The following is a 19,607-nucleotide window of genomic DNA, read 5'->3' as shown; positions in this document are numbered from 1 at the left end:
CTGTGGAGCGCCAATAGGGACGGGGCGCCGGAGCTGGCTGGCTTCATGGCCCGCGTGCGCAGCACGCTTCGTGCACTGACTGTCGCCCACTGTTTGACCACAACGAACGAAGTGAGTGGAGGGAGTTTGGGCGACGGGCCATGAAACCAGCCAGCGGAGGGGAGTCTTCGCCCCGCGAGGGGCGAAGACCGCACCGGCCGGCGAGCCACAGCCTCCCCACCCGCGCCTTTGCGCGCAAGCAGCAACACCACAAACAGAAAGGCCCCGCAGTTTGCGCTGCGGGGCCTTTCGAAGCGGCCTCAGGCGAGGCCGAAACTCACTCTTGCGGACGACGGCGGCGCGACACGAACACGATCGCGCCCAGGCCGGCCAGCAGCATCGCGTACGTCGCCGGCTCCGGAACGGCCGTGACGGTGATGTTCTGCAGCGCCAAGCTGAACTTCTGCGGGTACACGCCCAGCAGCGCGAAGATCAGGAAGCTGTCGCCGCCTGCCTTCGTCACGAACGAGTACGTGTTCCAGCCGGTCGTCTTCGTCGAGTCGGACAGCTGGTCGAACGTGCCCGGACCCTTCTGGCTGTCGAACAGGAAAGCGAAGTCGAGCGTGCGGTCCAGCGGACCACCCGTCTTCGACGCTTCATATTCGAAGCTGACGTTGTACATCCCCGGCGCGAGGTTGTCGAAGACCTCATAGCAGAAGCTTTGACCCAGCTTGCTCTTCAGCGGATCGTCGCAGCTCTCGCTGCTGGCGAATGCCGACCCGGTCGCGAAGGTCATCGCGGTAAGGGCCAGTGAAACAAGGAACTTCTTCATTGAATACCTCCTGGTGATTAGGTGCTTTCCCCTATGCAAGACACACGCCACTTTCAGGTCCCATCCCCAGTTTGAGGGGGTTGATCGAGGCGCACGGGGCATAAGGCAGCTTGCGTGCCCGAACAGCGACACGGCAAACCCGTCTTCGCCTTGCAAAAGAAGCCGAATTTGCTGCAGCAACTACCAATCGGCACGCCAAGCTTGCCGATTCTCATCCTGTATCTCTTCGTTACTGCCTGCAAGAAGCTGCAAACTGCCTTCAAATGGACACATCAGCATGGTCCATGCCTGGGCGAAACTCCCACCCATGGTGCGACGCAGCATGCATTCAGGGCGCGGCACGCTGCGCGCCCTGCCATCCGACAAGGCGTCGGCTCAGCGGATGCTGACCTGGCCCGAGCAGCTCGCGCTGGTCGCGCTGTAGGGGTAGGTGATCGTGATGTTGTCGCCGACGATCTGGCGGTGCTCGCGGGCGACGTTGCAGGCGAACTGCAGGCTGCGCAGCGGTTGCCACGCGATGCCGAGGCCGTAGGTGGCGGTCCTGTCCTCGCCCTCGGCCGGCGCAGTCACGCCGTTGACGATGAAGGCGTTGTCGAGCTTGCGGCGCGTGTAGCCGCCCTGCGCCGTCAGCTGGATCTTCGCGGTCGCGTCCCAGCGGGCCTTCAGCTGCAGGCTGTGGCTGACCCGCGTGTCGCTCGAATCGATCTCGTTGAGCGCGGTGCCGAAGGTGCTGCTGCCCACGCTGCTGTCGCGCGACAGCTGGGTGTCGAAGTTCAGCTTGCCGGTGGCCTGCCAGTTCCAGCCCAGCGCGCCGGTCCAGGTGTTCTCGTCGCGCTGCGACTGCACCGAGTGGGTCTCGCGCGTCACGCTGACGCGCGCGTTCAGCGTGCTCAGGCCGTTCGGCTTCGCCAGCAGGCTGAGGTCGACGTCGTTGCGGCGGAACTCGTCGGGCTCGATGCCGAAGTTCGGAAATCGCCCTTCGGTGTGCCGGCCGCCGACGCGCACGCTCAGCGCATCGGCATCGGCCCAGCGCACGCCGGCATTCACCGTCTGCTGGCGCACGTCGCGGTTGCTGAACTCGTCGGCCGAATAGCGGCTCTGGTTGCCGGCCCAGCCGCCCTCCAGCGTCCACGCGGTGACGACGCCCACGCGCACCTGCAGCCCGGCGCCCGTCGTGCGCAGCTGGTTCTTGCCGGTGAAGCGGTTCTGGCTGTCGAGGTCGTAGCGGTACAGGCTGCTGCGCTGCTCGGCCGTCAACTCGCCCGACACCCGCTCGATGGTCGACCAGTCGAGCCGCGCCGACAGCCGGTGGTCGGTGTTGTTCAGCTGCGTGTTGTTCTTGTAGCGGTTGACGTTGGCCTCGAGCCCGGCGGTGAAATGCTGCCGGCCGAACGGCTGGTCGATCGCGGCCCGCAGCCCGGTCGACGAGATCGCGTCGCGCGACCTCACCTCGCCGTCGGGCACGCGGAACAGGTTGTTCTCGGCCGAGACCGCCTGGCTGAAGCCGAACACGTACGGGTCGGATTCGTCACCGGCGAAAGCCGTCGCGGTGCCGCCCGCCAGAACCAATGCCACCACGGGAGAAAGAGCGTTACTGCGATTCATGCAAGTCCATCAATATGCATTGCGGTCGAACAGCACCAGCCGCACGGTGCGCACGATGATCATCAGGTCCAGCCCGATCGACCAGTTGCGCAGGTACTCGAGGTCGTACTCGACGCGCGCGGCCATCTTGTCCAGCGTGTCGGTCTCGCCCCGGAAGCCGTTCACCTGCGCCCAGCCGGTGATGCCCGGCCGCACCTTGTGGCGCACCATGTAGGCCTGGATCATCTTGCGGTACTGCTCGTTGTGCGCCACCGCATGCGGGCGCGGCCCGACGATGCTCATGCGGCCCTGCAGCACGTTGATCAGCTGCGGCAACTCGTCCAGCGACGTCTTGCGGATGAACGCACCGAACGGCGTGATGCGCGCATCGCCGCGCGTCGCCTGCTTGACCACCGCGCCGTTGTCCTGCGTCGTCATCGAGCGGAACTTGTAGACCTCGATCTCTTCGCCATCGAGCCCGTTGCGCTTCTGGCGGAAGATCACCGGCCCGGGCGAGCTCAGCTTCACGCCGATCGCGAGCGCCAGCATCACCGGCGAGATCAGCAGCAGGATCAGCGACGCGATCACGATGTCGCTGAAGCGCTTGACCAGATCGTTGGTGCCGGTGAACGGCGACTCCAGCAGGCTCACCACCGGCAGGCCGGCCATGTCCTGCAGGCGCCCCTGGATCACGCTGACGCCGAACACGTCCGGCGCGTAATACACCGACGCGGTGGTGTCCTGCAGCGAGGCCAGCAGGTTCACGATGCGCGGCTGCGAGGTCAGCGGCAGCGTGATGTAGACATCGCGCACGCCGTTGCGGCGCACCCATTCGGCGAGGTCCTCGAAACGGCCCTTCACATGCTCGCGGGCATCGGGGTGCAGGCGGTCCGGCGACCGGTCTTCGAAGAAGCCGACGAAGTCCTGTCCGAACGAGCGCCGCGCCTTCAGCGACTCCAGCACCTTCGCCCCCAGCGGCCCGGCCCCAACCACCACCGCATTGCGGCGGTACTCCGGCCGCAACGCCAGGCGGCGCAGCGCTTCCTTGCCGAGGCGCACGGCGACCCATTGCACGACCGGCGTCAGCCCGGCCCACCAGGCCAACACGCGCCACTCGAAGAATTTCAGGCTGTCGGTCGCATAGCCGCACAGCAGCAGGATGCCGAGCAAGGCGATCCACGCGCTGAGGATGTCGATCGCCGCGTTGAGGCTGCGGTCCTTGAAGCGGTTGACGCCAGGGAAGCTGAGCACCAGCACCAGCATGCACAGCGTCAGCGCCGGCCGTTCGACCGGCTCGTTGAACGCGCTGCTGACGGCGAGATAGCACAGCACGGTCAGCAACGGCTCCATCACCGCGGCGATGAAGGACGTCACCGAGGGCGGTGCACCGAGGAACAACTGCCTATGGCTGCGTTCTTCGAACATGGGGGAAGGAGTCCGTTGAAAATGTCACGGACCTCTCACGCACGAGGCGTGCCAGCACCACACGCCCCTGTAACTGAATTTCTCTTCCGGCGCCAGAGGGTGAACACGGGCGCCTCACCTGTCAGAAAGCCCGCTCCACGTCACCGTTGGACACAAGCGATCGGTAGATTCGACAGGCTTTTATCCGACACAGGTCCGGTTCTTACCGGTTCGCTTCGCTTCGTAGAGCGCTTCGTCGGCGCGTTCGAGCGCGGCCTCGATCGGCTCGCCCTGCCGGTACAGCGTGACGCCGGCCGAGAAGGTGACGAACACCTGCCGCTCTTCGTGCATGAACAGCCCGCCGGACAGCGAGCGCTGCAAACGGGTCAGGATCTGCTCGCCTTCCTGCACCGGGGTGTCGGGCAGCAGCACGACGAACTCCTCGCCGCCGTAGCGCGCGACCAGGTCGGTCGGGCGCAACGCCTTGCTGACCACCTCGGCCAGCGACTTGAGCGCGGTGTCGCCGGCGGCATGGCCGAGCTCGTCGTTCAGGCGCTTGAAGTTGTCGACGTCCAGCAGCCCGATCGACAGCTCGGTCTGGCCGCGCTCCATGCGCGCCCGCTCGGCATCGAAGGCCTGCATCAGGCCGCGCCGGTTGGCGATCTGCGTCAACTGGTCGGTCGACACCTCTTCCGACAGGCGGCGCAGCTCGCCCTCGAGTTCGGCGACGCGCTCGGACAGCCCGACCGCCTTCGCATGCTCCGACTCGAGCCGGCCCTGCGCCTGGCTGACCAGCGACTGCACGGTGCGGCTCTCTTCGACCATCTCGCGCACGACGCCGGCCAGGCTCTCGAGCGAATCGGCCTTCTCGATGGTGTCGGCATAGCGGCCGACGCTCTCGTGGAAACGCCCGGTGTGCTGGCCCAGCTCGCCCAGCTCGCTGAGCATGCGGTTGATCAGCAGCTTCAGCGCATCGCGGGCCCGCGCCCGGTCTTCGCGCAGCTGCTGCTGGCGCTCGCGGGTGTGGCCCAGCAGCTCGCTGACCGAACGCACGCTGCGCGCGGTGAGCCCGCCGTCGATCTGCAGCTTCATCGCGTCGACCTGGCCGCGCGCCCAGCTGTCGTCCTCGGCCAGCTCGGCCAGGCTCGCGGTGAGCTCCTGGCACAGCCCGCCCAGCTGGTCGACGAAGTGATGGCGGTGCTGCAGCATGCGGCGCGCGCGGTCGCACAGCGCGTCGAACTCGTCGGCCTGCAGCGGTACCGGGCCGGGCTCTTCGAGGCGGGCGAGCAGCTCGGTCAACTGGCGCGACAGGTCGGCGCTCGGTGCCGGCGGCGGTGGCAGCGCGAGCTGCACCGTGCCGCTCAGGCCCTCGGCGACGCGCCGCCACAGCGGGAAGGCCGGGTCGCTGCCTGCGGTGTCGATGGCCGGCGCTGATGTCGACACCGATGCCGATGCGGAAGATGCGGCCGGCAGCGGCAACGCATCGAGCGGCGCCGGTTGCGTCAGGCTGTCATCGGCCTCGACCATGTCGTCGAGCGTGTCGCTCTCCCAGCTGCCCACCAGCTGCCCGAGCCGCTGCTGCAGCCGCTGCACGTCGCTGCGGCTGCTGGACAGCACGCGCTGCAGGCTTTCTTTCTTGCGCGCGGCGGTCCAGTTGCGTCCGCCACGCTCGGTGCCGCGGGCGATGCGTTCGATCAGCCCGGCCAGCGCGGCCGCCTGGGCCGCGTTGTCGGTGGAGGATGGGGGCGCCGCGGCAGCTTGCGCACGCGGCGAGCTCGGCTGGATGCCCGATTCGAGCTGGTAGGCGCGAGCGTAGTTCTCGGGCGTCGGCTCCAGCTTGTCGACCACGAGGCGGCGCAGCGCGGCCTTGGCCAGCACGGCAGGCGTCTGCGGCGCCTGGGGTTTGGTGTCCATCGATCAGGTCAGGGCAAAAAGAAAGGGGACGGCACGGAACCCGTGCCCGGTCATTTGGGCGTGTAGCGATTGGGGCGCGGCTCCAGGCCGGCCCGCAGCGAATCGCTGATGTCGTCGCCATCGCCGGCATCGACGATCCACGGCGCCTTGCGCGGCAGCACCGTCTGCTGCAGCCACTGGTCGAGCGCCTCGGGCGCCAGCGCCTTGCTGAACAGGAAGCCCTGCATCATTCCGCAGCCCAGCCGGTGCAGCACTTCCATCTGGCGCATGTTCTCGACGCCTTCGGCCACCACCCGCAGGCCCAGCGAGCGGGCCAGCGCGATGATCGCGGTGACCACCGCCGAGCTCTGCGGCGTCATGCCGAGGTCGCGCACGAAGGATCGGTCGATCTTCAGCTCGCTGATCGGCAGCGTGGTCAGGTAGGCGAGCGACGAGTAGCCGGTGCCGAAGTCGTCGATCGAGATCTCGACGCCGATCTCGTTGAGCCGGTGCAGCGTCGGGATCACGTTCTGCAGGTCCTTCATCAGGCCCGTCTCGGTGATCTCGAGTTCGATCGCATGGTGCGGCACGCCATAGGCGGTGACGGCCTGGTGGATGTGTTCGACCAGGTCGGTGCGCTCGAACAAGCGGTTCGGCAGGTTGACCGCGATCGAGTCGGCGAAGCCGAAGCTGTCCTGCCAGATCCGGGCCTGGCGCGCCGCCTCGCGGATCGCCCATTCGCTGAGCGGAATGATCAGGCCGGTCTCCTCGGCCAGCGGGATGAAATCGCCCGGCGGCACCAGCACGCCGCCGCGCTGCCAGCGCATCAGCGCCTCGGCGCCCACCATGCGCGCGCCGCGCACGTCGACCTTCGGCTGGTAGTGCAGCACCAGCTCGTTGCGCTCGATGGCCTTGTGCAGCGCGCTCTCGAGCTCGAGCTTCTCGCGACCCTTGCCGGCCAGCGCCGGGCGGTACAGCAGCGCGGCATTGCGGCCCTGCGCCTTCACCGAGTACATGGCCACGTCGGAGTTGCGCATCAGGTCGGCCACCGTCTGGCCGTCGCGCGGGAACATCGCGATGCCGACGCTCGCGGTGACGAAGCATTCCTGGCCGCCGACGAAGATCGGCTCGCGCATCACGTCGAGCACGCGCGCGGCGACCCGTTCGGCGTCGGATTCGTCGGACACCTCGGGCAGCAGCGCGACGAATTCGTCGCCACCGAGCCGGCCGACGGCCTCGAGCGTGCGGTGCGAGCGCGAACCCATCGACTCGACGGCGCTCTCCATCACCTGGTCGGAGTGGCGCACGCACGAGCGCAGCCGGCGCGACACCTCCATCAGCAATTCGTCGCCGGCGCCATGGCCCAGCGTGTCGTTGATCACCTTGAAGCGGTCGAGGTCGATCAGCAACAGCCCGACCGGGTGGTTCAGCCGGCGTGCATGCTCGAGCGCGCGCTCGGTGCGCCAGATCAGCTGGCGGCGGTTCGGCAGCCCGGTCAGCGCATCGAAATTGGCCAGGTGGCGGATCTTGTCCTCGGCCATGCGCCGGTCGGTCACGTCCTGCACGATGCCGGTGTAGCCCGACAGGTTGCCGTGCTCGTTGAACTCGGGCTCGGCCTCGACGTGGATGATGCGCTGGCGGGCGTCGGGCAGCGTGACCGGGATGTCGGTGGCGAGCACCGAGCTGTGGCGGATCACCTCGTGCAGGATCGTCACGAAGCCGGTGCGTTCTTCGGTGGGCACCATGCGCAGCAGCGCCCGCATGCTGGGCGCGTCGCCCGGGCCGAGGCCGAACACCCGCAGGCCCTCGACCGAGAACAGCGGGTTGCCATGGCCGCGGTGCCAGTCGAAGCTGCCCATGCGCGCCAGGTCTTGCGCGCGCGCCAGCTTCGACTTGCTGCGCTCCAGTTCCTGGCGGGTGCGCGACGAGCGCAGCAGGTAGCGCAGCCGGCCGGCCAGCAGGCTCCAGTGCGTCGACTTGACGAAGAAATCGGTGGCACCGGCCTCGTAGGCGCGGGTGATCGACGCGTCGTCGTCCAGCCCGGTCAGCATCAGCACCGGCATCGACTCGAAGCCGGGCAGCGAGCGCAATTCGCGGCAGGTCTCGAACCCGTCGAGCCCGGGCATCAGCGCATCCAGCACCAGCACGTCGGGCGACCAGTCGGCCAGGATCTGGATCGCCCGCTCGCCGCTGGTGGCCTCGGTGATCGCGAACCCGCGCTCGCGCAGCGCGATCGCGGTGAGCAGCAGGTTGACCTCGTCGTCGTCGACCAGCAGCACACGCGGCTGGCCGAGCAGATCGTCGTCGGACAGCGGCGCGCTGGAGCTCATTGAATCAACGGCCCAGCAGGCGGCGCGTGGCGGCCACGACGATCGGCACCTCGGCCTGCAGGGCCACGATGCGCTCGTCCATGCCCTGCGTCGCCTCGCGGCGGACCATGGCTTCGATTTCTGCGCAGATTTGAGACATCTTGAGGGCCCCGATGCTCGCGGAAGACGACTTCAGCGTGTGTACCACGTGGCGGATGCCCGTCAAGTCGTGAGACGCCTGAGCATCCTGCAATTGGGGGAGGAGCCGTTCGAGCGAGGTATCGAAGGCCTTCATGACCCGATCGAGCAGGTGGTTCTCGCCGCTCGGGTCGAGTTCGCGCAGGCGGTCGAGGGCGCCGGCATCGAGCACGCCGTCGGGTGCGGCGGCCGGCTCGGCCGGGCTGGCAGCGGGCGCGGCCACACCGCCGGTGGGCGCGCTGTCGGGATCCACGGGCGCCGCGGGGCGCAGTCGTTTTGAAAGCATGGCGAGCAGTTGGCTTTGGCGGAATGGCTTGGACAGATAGTCGTCGAAACCGAGTTCGAGAAACCGTTCTTCGTCACCTCCCAGGGCATTGGCCGTCACGGCAATCACCGGCGTTTCGGTCGGCGTGAGGAAGTTGAACCGTCCCGAGCGGCTGCGCCGGAACCAGTTCAACGCCTCCACGCCGTCCATGCCGGGCATCTGGATGTCCATCAGCACGAGGTCGAAGCGTCGCTCGCACAACGCCTTCAGGCCGTCCAGCGCCGAGGCGCTGACCTGGAACTGGCACCCCAGCGCCCTCAGCATCTGACCGATGACCTCCTGGTTGACGGCATTGTCTTCGATGACAAGGATCTGTGCGTTCAGCCGGGGCGTCAAGCGCGTCGGGTCGGCGCGCCGGCTGGAGATGCCCAGGATCGCCTGGCGCAGCTCGGCCTTGCGCACCGGTTTCGCGACGAAGCGGTCGAAGCCGGCCCGGTGCGCCGCCCGCACGTCGTCCGGCGACGAGACCGACGACAGCAGGATCATCTTCATGCCGTGGCCCGGGCGCTCCGGGCCGAGCGCCTGCAGCGCATGGGCCAGCCCCATGCCGTCGAGCCGCGGCATGTGCATGTCGACCAGCGCCAGGTCGAAGCGCGGATCGATCGGCGTGGCGCCGGACAGGATCGCCAGCGCCTGCCGGCCGTCCTCGGCCAGCACCACCTGCATGCCCCAGGCGCCCAGCATGTTGTCGAGCACCGTGCGGTTGGTCTCGTGGTCCTCGACCACCAGCACGCGCAGCGCCGGCATCTGCGTCGGCTCCAGGTCCGGCGAGGTGGTGTCGCCGCCGTTGCTCTCGGCAGGTGCCATCGGCATGCTGAAGATGAAGCGCGAGCCGATGCCGGGCGCGCTCTGCACCTCGATGTCGCCGCCCATCAGCTCGACCAGCTGCTTGGAGATCGCGAGGCCCAGCCCGGTGCCGCCATAGCGGCGCGACATGCCGCCGTGCGCCTGCGTGAACGCGCTGAACAGCCGCGGCAGCACCTCGTCCTCGATGCCGATGCCGGTGTCGCGCACCTCGAACTCCAGCCACAGCGCGCGGTCGGCCGACTGCGCCGGCATCGGCATGCGCACGTCGACGACGATCTCGCCGGCCTCGGTGAACTTGATCGCGTTCGCCACCAGGTTGGTCAGCACCTGGCGCAGCCGCAGCGGGTCGCCGTGCACATGGCTGGGCATGCCGGGCTCCTCGCGGAAGCTCAGCTCCAGGCCCTTCTCGTGCGCACGCGGCGCGAGCAGCTCCAGCGTGTCCTCGACGACCGAGCGCAGGGAGAAATCGACCGGCGCGAGCTCCAGCCGCCCGGCCTCGATCTTCGAGAAGTCGAGGATGTCGTTGATGATCTCCAGCAGCGCTTCGCCGGAGCGGTACACCGCCTGCGCGAAGCGCTTCTGCCGGTCGTTCAGCGCGGTGCCCAGCAGCAGCTCGGTCATCCCGAGGATGCCGTTCATCGGCGTGCGGATCTCGTGGCTCATGTTGGCCATGAACTGGCTCTTGGCCTGGCTGGCGGCCTCGGCGATGTCGCGCGCGCGCTTCAGCTCGTTCTCGTGCTCCAGCTCCTCGGTGACGTCGGACACCAGGCCGTAGACACGCAGCTCGCCGTCGGGCATGCGGCGCGAGCGAGTGCGCGAACGCAGCCAGCGCACGCCCTTGACCGGGTGCTGGATGCGCACGCGGATGTCGGCCGGCTGCAGCTGTTCCTCGAGCTCGCGGCGCGCCGCGAGCAGGTGGCGGTCTTCCGGCAGCACGCGTGACAGGAAGGAGTTCGGCGTGCGCTCGAATTCGTCCTGCGGCGTGCCCCAGGTGTCGTAGCTGCTTTCGCTGAGGAAGTGGAAGCGGTCGCGCGCCGGCGTGGTGACGAACAGGCTGTCTTCGACCGTGTGCGCGAACTCGCGCAGCCGGCTCTGCGACTCCTGCAGCTCGCGCTCGGCGCGGCGCTCGCGGGTCACGTCGCGTGCCAGCACGATCACCAGGCGCGGCGTGCCGTCGGCATGGCGCAGCGCGAAGCAGCGGGCGCTGATGATGCGCGGGCCGCTCTCGCCCTGCACTTCCACCTCGCTCTCGATCGTGTCCTGCCCGGCCAGCGCCCGCGTGATGGCCGGCTCGCCGAGCAGCGCGATGCCGCTGCCGAAGGCATCGCGCACGGTCTTGCCGAGCACCTGCTCGCGGCCCTTCGCGAACTCGCGCTCGGCATGGAGGTTGATCGCGACGATGCGGCGATCGGCGGCGTTCAGCACGAACAGGCTGGCCGGCAGGTTCTCCATCAGCAGCTGCAGCAGCTCCGGTTCGGCACTGGCCGGTGCCGGCGTGGCGGGCAACAGCGTCGGGGCGCCGAGCGGGATGGGAATGGTGGCGGGAAGGGGCGTGTCGGGGCGCGCGGCGCGCAGGTCGAGCAGGCGCTGCACCGTCTCCAGCATGCGGCGCAGTGCCGTCAGGTCGCGCTGGGCCGGCACGCCCTGCAGCTCGAGCACGGCGGCCGTGCCGTCGCGGCCGCGCACCGGCAGCGCCATCACGCTGGCGCTGCCGCCCTGCATCGGCGCGAAGCAGATGCGCCCCTCGGCGACCGCGCGGCCGGTCGCGCTGAGCCGCGGGTGCACGGTGAAGCGGGCGGAATGCGGGTCCTCGGGCTGGTCCCAGGCCTGCAACTGGGCCGCGCCGCCGGTCACCGACAGCACGCGCAACACCGCATGGCCCCCGGCCTCCAGGCCTTGCGCCAGCAGTTCGGCAGCGGCGTGCATCGCATCGGCCAGCGATTCGGCGTCATCGACCTGGATCGCGACCTGCTGCAGCAGGCCCAGCAAGTCGAAGCCTGCCGGCTCTTCCGATGCGGCCGCTGCCGGCGAAGACGCCGACACCGCGGGCACGGCAGGCGCAGGCTTCACCGCCTTGCGCGCCTGGCGGGCACCGAACCATTGAGCAAGACGAGACAGCGGAGCGGGCATGGGTCAACTACTTCTGAAAAAGTGCACAGCCTAGTGGGCCCACCAACGGGGACCCCGCCCAGCGAGCGGGGTCTTCGCAGCACTTTCGGTGCCGCTGCGACCGACTTGAGGCATCCGACACATTGGAAACCGGGTCGGCCCCCACAATGTCACGGCGCAACCACTCCTTACAATCGATCGGATGAATCTCGAGACCGTGCTGCCAGCCGGACTGCTGCTGCTGGCGGCCCTCGCGACCGGCGCCTGGGCCGCCAGGTCGAGCCGGTTGCTGCGCCGCGCCGAGCAGGCACTGCAACACGAGCGGGCGGAGCGCCAGGCCGTCGCGCAATCGCTCGACTGCTGGCAGTGGCGCAGCGACCCGCAGCACCGGGTCGTGCAATGGCGCCCGCCGCGCGGCGCGGCACTCGCCGACTTTGCCGGCGCCGACGACGCCCCGCCGCTGTGGCAGCACTTCCAGGCCAACGACACGTTGACGCGCTCGCTGCGCACCGCGATGGAGCAGCATGCGCCGCTCAGCGCCACCTCGCTGTGGCGGGCCGGATCGGCCGGCGTGCGGCAGCTGTGGTCGGTGCGGGGCGAGCCGGTGCTCGATGCGCAGGGCCGCTTCGCCGGCTATGTCGGTACCGCGCGCGAGCTGACCGACACCGGCGACCAGCGCATCAGCGAGCTGTTGCAGGCGCTCGCCGACCCGGTGCTGCGCATCGCGCTGCCGCCGCCGGGCCAGCTCGGCGTGCTGTACGAAACCAACGCGGCCGCCGAGCGCTGGCTGCACATCGCCGACCCCGCTTCGCTGCCGCCGTGGCCCGAGCTGCTGCAGCGCCTGCCGGCCGGGCTGCGGCCACTCGCCGAGCAGGCGATCTCGCCGACGCTGCATGCCGACACCGCCAGCGGCAGCGCCGAGGGCTGGGAGCTGCAGGTGCACCGGCTGGCGCCGACGCTGCCGCGCGCCGGGGTCGAGCTGCTGCTGATCTTCCACCGCCAGGCCGGCGGCTCGGCGGCAGCGACGACGCCGTCCGACGAGCACGAATCGTTCAGCTACACCGTGTCGCACGACCTGCGCGCGCCGATCCGCGTGGTCGAGGGCTTCACGAAGATCGTCAAGGAAGACTACGGCCGCCTGCTCGACCGCATCGGCAACGACCACCTCGACCGCGTGCTCGGCGCTGCCGCGCGCATGAGCAGCATGATCGACTCGCTGCTGGCGCTGTCGCAGCTGTCGGCGCGGCCGCTGGCGCGCCAGCCGATCAACCTGTCGCAGCTGGTGGGCTACATCGTCGACGACCTGCGGCGCGAATCGCCGCAGCGCGAGGTGCAGGTCGACATCGAGCCGGGGCTCCATGCGCAGGGCGATGCGACGCTGCTGCGCGTGGCGCTCGAGAACCTGCTCGGCAACGCGTGGAAGTACACCTCGAAGTGCCGCGACGCGCACATCTGGTTCGAGGCCGGCGTGCACGAGGGCCGGCCGGCGTTCACGGTGCGCGACAACGGCGCGGGCTTCGACATGCGCTTCGCCGACCGGCTGTTCGGCGTGTTCCAGCGGCTGCACAGCGCGAACGACTTCCAGGGCACCGGCGTCGGGCTGGCGTCGGTGCGCAGGATCATCCGCCGGCATGGCGGCGACATCTGGGCCGAAGGCGAGGTGGATCGCGGGGCGCGGTTCCAGTTCTGGCTCGGGCACTGACGGACGATCCGGGGCGGGAGCATCTCGACCGTCTTGGTGCGACGGACAGTCGCTCAACCAGCCGAAAGCAACTCCACCGCCTGAAGCAAGCGCTCGGCCTGCACCACGAGCGGACGGCCCTCGCTCGCCGCCAGCCGCTGCAAGCGCTCCAGCGCCTGCGCGCGCGGCAGCGAATAGCGGTGCATCAGCACGCCGACGGCCATCGCGACCGGCTGGGCCAGTGCCTCGTGCGCGAGCGTGCCGGGCAGCGGCGCGGCCTCGCCGCCGCGGCGCTCGATCTGCGCGAATGCCGCTTCCACGGCCGGCACGATCTGGCGGATGTCGAGCGGCTTGACCAGGTAGGCCACCGCGCCCAGCGCGTTCACCTGCGCGACGGTGTCGTCATCGGCGAAGGCCGACAGGAACATGAACGGCATCTGGCAGTAGTCGCGCAGGTAGGCGGCGACGTCGAAGCCGCTCTTGCCTTCCATGCGGATGTCGAGCAGCGCGAGATCGGGGCGGTGCTCGCGCGCCAGCAGGATCGCATCGTCGCCGTTGTCGGCATCGATGATGTCGTAGCCGGCCTGCGCGAGCCCGTGCGAGAGCGTCGCGAGCACGAGGCGGTCGTCATCGACAACGAGGATCTTGCCTTTGTTCGTCACGGTGGATGCTGCTGGCGGGACGGTGAAGGCGCGATTGTGGCTGAAAGCGCCACCCCCGGCGGTTTCAGGTCCACCACCGCCACCACCCGCGTGCCCTGCGCCTCGATCGACAGCTTCGCGCTGCGCCGCGGCAGCAGCGCCCGCACCAGCCCGAGCCCCGACACGCCGCCGGGGAACTGCGCCAGGCTGAAGCCCTCGCTGAGCCGGCCCTCGTTGCCGATCACGATCTGCACGCCGTCGTCGCCGCACACCAGCGTGCAGCTCACCGACGCGTCGCCGGCGCTGTGCTTGATCGCGTTCGTCAGCAACTCGTTGACGGTCAGCGCGATCGGGATCGACTCGGCCTCCGGCAGCGCCCAGGCCTGCGGCTCGGGGCCCTGCACGTCGAACACGATCGTGCGCCCGAAGGTGCGCTGCACCGAGCCGGTGATCGCCTCCAGCACGCTGCGCACCCGCAGCGGCCCGTTCATGCCGACCTGCAGCCCGTAGACCTGCGCGATCGCCTGCACCTGGCCGACCACCTCGGCCATCACGCCGGCCACCTCGGGCTTGCGCGTCGCGATCTGCTGCAGCAGCCCGGCCACCCCCTGCAGGTTGTTCTTGATGCGGTGGTGCACTTCCTTCACCAGCATCTCGCGCTGCGCGATGGCGGCCTCGAAGCGGGCCTCCTGCGCGGCGCGCTGCTCGGTGACCTCGGTGGCCACCATCAGCAGCTGGTCGGCCGGCTGGCCATCGGCCGACAGCGGCAGGTAGCGCGCATCCCACACCTGGAACTGGCCGTCGAGCTCGGTGCGGTACTCGCGCTGCGTCACGCGGCCGGCGGCCAGCGCGTCTTCCATGTCGCGCCGACGCTCGGCGGCGACCTCGGGCGTGAAGATCTGCTCCGGCGTGCGGCCGATCAGCTGCGCCGCCGGGGTCGACGCATTGCGCGCCGCCACCTCGTTGACCTGCAGGATGCGCAGCGTGTGCGCATCGCGCAGCGTGATCGCCAGCGGCGCCGCCTCGATGATGCGCTGCAGCGACGACTGCGCCTCGGCGATGCGCGCCTCGGCCTGGCGGCGGCGCTCGATGTCGAGCAGCGCATAGGTCAGCTGCCGCCCGGTGACGACCGCGTTGCCGACCACCCAGTACTCGCGGCCGTCGCGCGCCTTCACGCGGCATTCGAAGGTCTCGGCCTGCCCCTCGACCAGGTCGTCGAGGTACTCGGTGCGCAGGAACGGGTGGTCCGGCTCCGGCGTCGCGACGGTGGCCATCGGCCGACCGATGAAATCCTCCAGGTCGCCGCCGAACATGCGGCGCGCCGAGCGGTTCATCCATTCGATGCCGTCGGTGCCGACGGTGACGATGCCCACCAGCACCGAATCGAGGATGGCCCGCGTGCGCTCGGCCTGCAGCGCGACCTCGGTGGCCAGCGCCTCGAGCTCGGCCTGCTGCGCCTTCAGCCGCGTGATGTCGGTCAGCACCGCGATCAGCTCCTGGCCGTCCTCGCCTTCGCCGGCACGCCGCACCGACAGCGAACACCAGTGGCGCGGGCGCCCGCGCGTGTCGACCGCGATCTCGGTCTCGTGCACCCGGCCGGCGGCCAGCGATTCGTCGATCTGCGCGACCAGCCGGCCCACCTGCGGCTGCGCGGCCAGCAGCTCGTGCAGGCTGCAGCCGGCCACGTCGCCGGCACGGAAGCCGAGCAGCACCTCGAAGCGCCGGTTGCAGCGCACCAGCAGGTTGCCGCGCAGGTAGGCGATGCCGACCGTGGTGCTCTCGAGGATGGTGGTCAGCTCGCGCAGCAGCATCTCGCTGCGCTGCTGGGTCTGGTGCTGGTCGGTGATGTCGAGCGTGACGACCGAGGTGGTGCGCTTGCCCGACGCGAGCGTCGCCGGCTCGACCCGCGTCAGCAGCCAGCGCAGGCCGTGTTCCGGGTGGCGGATGGCATAGCGCACCTCGGCGCGCTGGGCCAGCCGCAGCGCCTGCTGCAGCTTGTCGTACTCGGGCAGCGATTCGGGCAGCACCACGTCGCGGCGGATCGATTGCAGCGCGGGCGCGCCGCCGACCGATTCGGCCGCGCTGCCGAACACCGCGCCGTGCTGCACCCAGCCGGACGATTCCTGGAAGGTCGCGAGGCCGACGCCGGCGGTGTCCATCAGCGCGCCGATCTGCATCTGCGCGAGGTCGCGCTCCTCCTCGACGCTGCGGTCCTCGACGATCGCCATGTAGCGGCGCTGGCCGCTGCCGCTCTGGTAGCAGCGCACGATCGATCGCAGGCGGCGCGGCGTGCCGTCGGGCGCACCGTGGCGTCCGGCGTGATGCACCCAGGCCTGCGTCTCGACCGGGCTGGAGCCGGGGCGCAGCAGCGGCAGCGGCTTGCCGTCCTGCCAGGCCATCAGCTGCTGGATGCCCGGCGAGGCCTCCGACATCAGCACCGGCACGTCGCCGGCGAGCGCCTCGAAGGCCGGGTTGCTGCGCACCAGCAGGCCCTGCTCGTCGAACAGCACCATGCCGACCGGGCTGAGCTCGAACCAGTCGTCGAGCTCGCGCACCGAGCGGTCGGCGCGTTCGCGCGCGATGTGCTCGGCAGTGCTGTCCTGCAGGATGCTGACGGTGCGGGCGCGGCCCTGCGCATCGCTGCCGACGCGCCACGCGGCGCGGAACCAGCGCTCGCGGCCGTCGGCATGGATCATCCGGCGCTGCACCAGCCGGGTCGTGCCGACGGCGCTCATCTGCTGGCGGTAGGCGCGGTTGAGTGCGCGGTCTTCGGGCGGCTGCAGGTCGAGCGGGTCGGTGCCGACCAGCTGCTCGCGCGTGAAGCCGGTGAACTCGAGGAACGCGTCGTTGGCGTCGATCAGCTTGAAGTGCTCGTCCTGCAGCGTGACGGGGAACGGGGCGTCCCAGAACATCGTGCCCATGTCGGGCATTGCGGGCGCCGGGGTGGGTTCGGGCGTGGGCGGTGGGGCCGGCGTCGCCAGCGCGGCCAGCCGCAGTGCGTGGCGCTCGCCGTCGAGCGGCGCGAGCGCGGCGCCGAAGCGGCGGCCATCGTTCAGCGTGACCGTTTCCGGCAGCGTCGACGACGATGATCCAGCGGCGAGCGCGTCTGCCACCGCGGCCACGAACGATTCGCCGAGCAGCGGCCCGAGCTGCGCCAGCTGCCGCGCCGGCTCGCCGGCGATCAGCCGCAGCGCGGCGGTGTTCGCGAAGACGACCCGCGCCGTGCGGTCCAGCACCAGCACGGCGTCGGACAGCACGTCGAGGAGTTGGCGCAAGGCCTGGGGATCGAACATCAGGGGCTGGAGCACACGGCAGCGCGCAGTGTACCCAGCGGACGCCGCGGAACCGGCTTTCCGCCAGACGAGGCGCGTCAGCGCCTCGCGGGTGGATCAGTCGATCTGCGTCGCCGACGTCAATGCGCCAAGGACCGCCCGGTTGATCTCGCTGACGCTCAGCATCAGCGTGTCGGCGGCGGTGCGGAAGTCGAACAGCGATTCATGCTCCACCGCCTGCACCAGGTCGAAGTACGGCTGGTACGGGCCGGTGCCGTCGACCAGCGCCTGGTAGACGCGTTCGGGCACCGGAATCGTCTTCATCAGGTCGGCGAACGGCTGCTTGAACATGCGGTCGAGCAGCGAGAACACGCCGCAGATGAACATTTCATTGCGCATCTCCTCGTCGCCCGACGAGCGCACCAGCTCTTCCATCAGCAGCCCGCGGCGCACCGCCGCGAACATCACCGGCTTCATGTTGGCGTCCTTGCCGGCGGTGGCCAGCAGCAGCGCCAGCCAGCGCTTCAGGCGCTGGTAGCCGAGCATCATGATCGCGTGGCGGAACGAACTGATCTCGACCCGCAGCCCGAAGGCCGGCGAGTTGATGTAGCGCATCAGCTTGAACGCGAGCGACGGGTCGCGCTTCAGCGTGTTCTCGAGCTTCTCGATCGGGTCCTGCGCGTCCACGCGCTGGATCAGCTCGACGATCACCTGCAGGTCGATCTGCACGGCCGACTTGCCCTTGGCCTGCGCCTCTTGAATCGCATCGTCGATCGGCCAGCCCAGCACCGCGGCGGCGCCGCGCGAGAAGCTGGCTTCCATGTCGGCCAGCGTGCGCACGCCCGACTGCACGTGCGAGATGTTGCGCGTGACACCGGCCGGCGCCACGTTGCCGGCTTCATTGATGCGGCGGTCGTCGGCCAGGTCGATCAGCGAGAACTTGAAACAGGGCAGCAGCTCGCGCGGCAGCTCCTTCATCGGCCGGCCCTTCAGCAACAGCGTGTTGCCGGCGCGGTGCAGCGCCTGCAGCGATTCGACGTTGGCCGCGTCGCAAGCCATGAAGGCCGGGATCTCGATCATCAGGTTGGCCGACGGGCTCGCGCCCATCAGGTCCTGCAGCAGGCTCTCGCTGACGATGTTCAGCGAAGCGCGGCCGCCGTCGGCCGGCCACACGCCGCCCACGGCATGCAGCAACTGGGCGACGTCGGGTTTCAGCTCGGGGCGCAGCGGGTAGATGGTCAGGCGGGTGGCCGTCACGGCGCGGCTGCGGTCGATGAACGGCGAATAGCCGAGGGCGACCTGCCCGAGTGTGGCGTTGTCAGTCACGCGGAATCTCCAGGGAAAGTGTGCAGGCGGTGGCGAAGGGGTTTCAGCCGCTCAGGTAGTTGAACAGCGACAGCTTTTGAACCATCGTGTACGCCTTGAGCGAGGCATCGTACCCGGTCTGCTGGTTCGCGAAGTCCGAAATTGCGCTCGTCATGTCCAGGTCTTCGGCATCCGTCCGTGCGGTCTTGCTCGACAGCTTCAGCGAGTCGAGCCGGCCGGTGACGCCGTCGATGCGGTTCAGCGTCTCGCCGACGCGGGTGCGCGCGCCCGAGATCGTGGCCATCACCTGGTCGAGGTTGGCCAGGTTGTCTGCATTCGACTGCGCGATCTGCGTGCCGCTGCGCAGCGGCGTCTTCAGGTCGGCGATGGCCTTGTCGAGCGTGTCGAACACGGTCTGGCCGGTGATCGACGGCGTGATCGTGAACTCGTCCAGGTCGGCCGGGCTGCCGGCGATGTTGGCCGACATGCCGTCGATCTGGATCGCCTGGCCCGGCTTGAAGGGCATGCCGACCTGCGCGGTCGGCGCACCGTCCTGCAGGATGGAATAGGTGGTGGCGCCGCCGGTGACGCTGAACTGGATGCTGTAGGTCGAGCCGGTCAGCGCCGACGGGTTGGTGACGCGGCCGCTGTCGATCCACGCGGTGCCGGTCGCGGTGACGGCCTGGGTGTCGAACACGCCGTTGCCCGAGCGGGCCTGCATCCAGATCTGGTCGCCGTTGCTGGTGATCGGCAGCGCTTCGGTGGAGGCCACCTCGGCCTCGCCGTCGCCGCCCTGGTAGACCACGCCGCCGGCCGCGTCGAGGAACGGCGCCTGGCCGGCCCCCTGCCCGCCGAACAGGTAGGTGCCGGCGCCGTCGGCGCGGTTCGCCACCGCCATCAGCTGCTTGCGCAGTTCGCCGATCTTGTCGGACAGGCCCTTGCGCTCGGCGTCGGTGTAGGTCGCGTTGCCGGCGGCGAGCATCGTCTCGCGCACCTGCTGCAGCAGGTCGGTCGCGTCGCCGAGCGCGCTTTCGGTCAGCGTCATCGCGTTCTTGCTGGCATCGACCGCGCGCTGGCCGGCGACAGCCCGGTTCTCGGCCGCCAGCGCCCGCTCGGCACGCGCTGCCGCGGCCGGGTCGTCGCTCGCGCGGTTGACGCGCTTGCCGGTGGTGAGCTGCTCCTGGGCCGCGCTCAGGTCGTCCTGGCGCTTCATCAGCTGCTGGAGCGAGGCGTCGTAGGAGTTGGAGGTGCTGATGCGCATGGTGTCG

11 protein-coding genes are annotated in these 19,607 nt (G+C 69.5%); 1 reads left to right on the top strand and 10 read right to left on the bottom strand.

Going from position 1 to position 19,607, the window contains the following annotated elements; translation table 11 throughout:
* Positions 1 to 316: 316 nt before the first annotated feature.
* The 6 genes from BUE42_RS27155 to BUE42_RS27130 all read right to left on the bottom strand — a co-directional run bounded on the left by BUE42_RS27155 (position 317) and on the right by BUE42_RS27130 (position 11,461).
* A complete protein-coding gene (locus BUE42_RS27155) occupies positions 317 to 811 on the bottom strand; it encodes a PEP-CTERM sorting domain-containing protein (protein WP_235002638.1) in 495 nt (164 codons plus the stop codon).
* A gap of 375 nt (positions 812 to 1,186) precedes the next feature.
* Positions 1,187 to 2,386 (bottom strand): porin family protein, encoded by a 1,200-nt coding sequence (locus BUE42_RS27150; protein WP_143171787.1) that lies wholly within the window; start codon positions 2,384 to 2,386, stop codon positions 1,187 to 1,189.
* A gap of 39 nt (positions 2,387 to 2,425) precedes the next feature.
* The gene (locus BUE42_RS27145) at positions 2,426 to 3,820 is read right to left on the bottom strand and encodes an undecaprenyl-phosphate glucose phosphotransferase (protein WP_083614626.1); all 1,395 of its coding nucleotides are present in this window, start codon (positions 3,818 to 3,820) and stop codon (positions 2,426 to 2,428) included.
* Positions 3,821 to 4,000: 180 nt separating this feature from the next.
* Positions 4,001 to 5,713 (bottom strand): sensor domain-containing diguanylate cyclase, encoded by a 1,713-nt coding sequence (locus BUE42_RS27140; protein ID WP_073468407.1) that lies wholly within the window; start codon positions 5,711 to 5,713, stop codon positions 4,001 to 4,003.
* Positions 5,714 to 5,763: 50 nt separating this feature from the next.
* On the bottom strand, positions 5,764 to 8,022 hold the full coding sequence (locus tag BUE42_RS27135; RefSeq protein WP_073468406.1) for a putative bifunctional diguanylate cyclase/phosphodiesterase: 2,259 nt from the start codon (positions 8,020 to 8,022) through the stop codon (positions 5,764 to 5,766).
* Between the two features lie 4 nt (positions 8,023 to 8,026).
* On the bottom strand, positions 8,027 to 11,461 hold the full coding sequence (locus BUE42_RS27130; RefSeq protein ID WP_143171786.1) for a PAS domain-containing hybrid sensor histidine kinase/response regulator: 3,435 nt from the start codon (positions 11,459 to 11,461) through the stop codon (positions 8,027 to 8,029).
* 181 nt (positions 11,462 to 11,642) lie between these two features.
* Here BUE42_RS27130 and BUE42_RS27125 point away from each other — a divergent pair, with 181 nt between their 5' ends.
* The gene (locus BUE42_RS27125) at positions 11,643 to 13,142 is read left to right on the top strand and encodes a sensor histidine kinase (RefSeq protein ID WP_073468404.1); all 1,500 of its coding nucleotides are present in this window, start codon (positions 11,643 to 11,645) and stop codon (positions 13,140 to 13,142) included.
* Positions 13,143 to 13,195: 53 nt separating this feature from the next.
* Here the strand turns inward: BUE42_RS27125 and BUE42_RS27120 are convergent, their stop codons facing one another.
* The 4 genes from BUE42_RS27120 to flgL form a co-directional block, all read right to left on the bottom strand.
* Complete coding sequence (locus tag BUE42_RS27120; RefSeq protein WP_073468403.1) at positions 13,196 to 13,783, bottom strand: ANTAR domain-containing response regulator; 588 nt, start codon at positions 13,781 to 13,783, stop codon at positions 13,196 to 13,198.
* Complete coding sequence (locus BUE42_RS27115; protein WP_073468402.1) at positions 13,780 to 17,055, bottom strand: PAS domain S-box protein; 3,276 nt, start codon at positions 17,053 to 17,055, stop codon at positions 13,780 to 13,782. The genes BUE42_RS27120 and BUE42_RS27115 overlap by 4 nt, the downstream gene beginning before the upstream one ends.
* A gap of 96 nt (positions 17,056 to 17,151) precedes the next feature.
* The gene (locus BUE42_RS27110) at positions 17,152 to 18,360 is read right to left on the bottom strand and encodes an EAL and HDOD domain-containing protein (RefSeq protein ID WP_073468401.1); all 1,209 of its coding nucleotides are present in this window, start codon (positions 18,358 to 18,360) and stop codon (positions 17,152 to 17,154) included.
* 43 nt (positions 18,361 to 18,403) lie between these two features.
* Complete coding sequence (gene flgL / locus BUE42_RS27105) at positions 18,404 to 19,600, bottom strand: flagellar hook-associated protein FlgL (protein ID WP_073468400.1); 1,197 nt, start codon at positions 19,598 to 19,600, stop codon at positions 18,404 to 18,406.
* Positions 19,601 to 19,607 lie beyond the last annotated feature (7 nt).

This window comes from Rhizobacter sp. OV335, assembly GCF_900142965.1.
Taxonomy (GTDB): domain Bacteria; phylum Pseudomonadota; class Gammaproteobacteria; order Burkholderiales; family Burkholderiaceae_C; genus Rhizobacter.
This window is presented reverse-complemented; position numbering and strand designations above follow the sequence as displayed.

Coding starts and splice junctions, on each gene's coding strand:
- BUE42_RS27145 (WP_083614626.1), bottom strand. CDS start 3,820: ATGTTCGAAGAACGCAGCCATAGGCAGTTGTTCCTCGGTGCACCGCCC.
- BUE42_RS27155 (WP_235002638.1), bottom strand. CDS start 811: ATGAAGAAGTTCCTTGTTTCACTGGCCCTTACCGCGATGACCTTCGCG.
- BUE42_RS27130 (WP_143171786.1), bottom strand. CDS start 11,461: ATGCCCGCTCCGCTGTCTCGTCTTGCTCAATGGTTCGGTGCCCGCCAG.
- BUE42_RS27125 (WP_073468404.1), top strand. CDS start 11,643: ATGAATCTCGAGACCGTGCTGCCAGCCGGACTGCTGCTGCTGGCGGCC.
- BUE42_RS27140 (WP_073468407.1), bottom strand. CDS start 5,713: ATGGACACCAAACCCCAGGCGCCGCAGACGCCTGCCGTGCTGGCCAAG.
- BUE42_RS27135 (WP_073468406.1), bottom strand. CDS start 8,022: ATGAGCTCCAGCGCGCCGCTGTCCGACGACGATCTGCTCGGCCAGCCG.
- BUE42_RS27115 (WP_073468402.1), bottom strand. CDS start 17,055: ATGTTCGATCCCCAGGCCTTGCGCCAACTCCTCGACGTGCTGTCCGAC.
- flgL (WP_073468400.1), bottom strand. CDS start 19,600: ATGCGCATCAGCACCTCCAACTCCTACGACGCCTCGCTCCAGCAGCTG.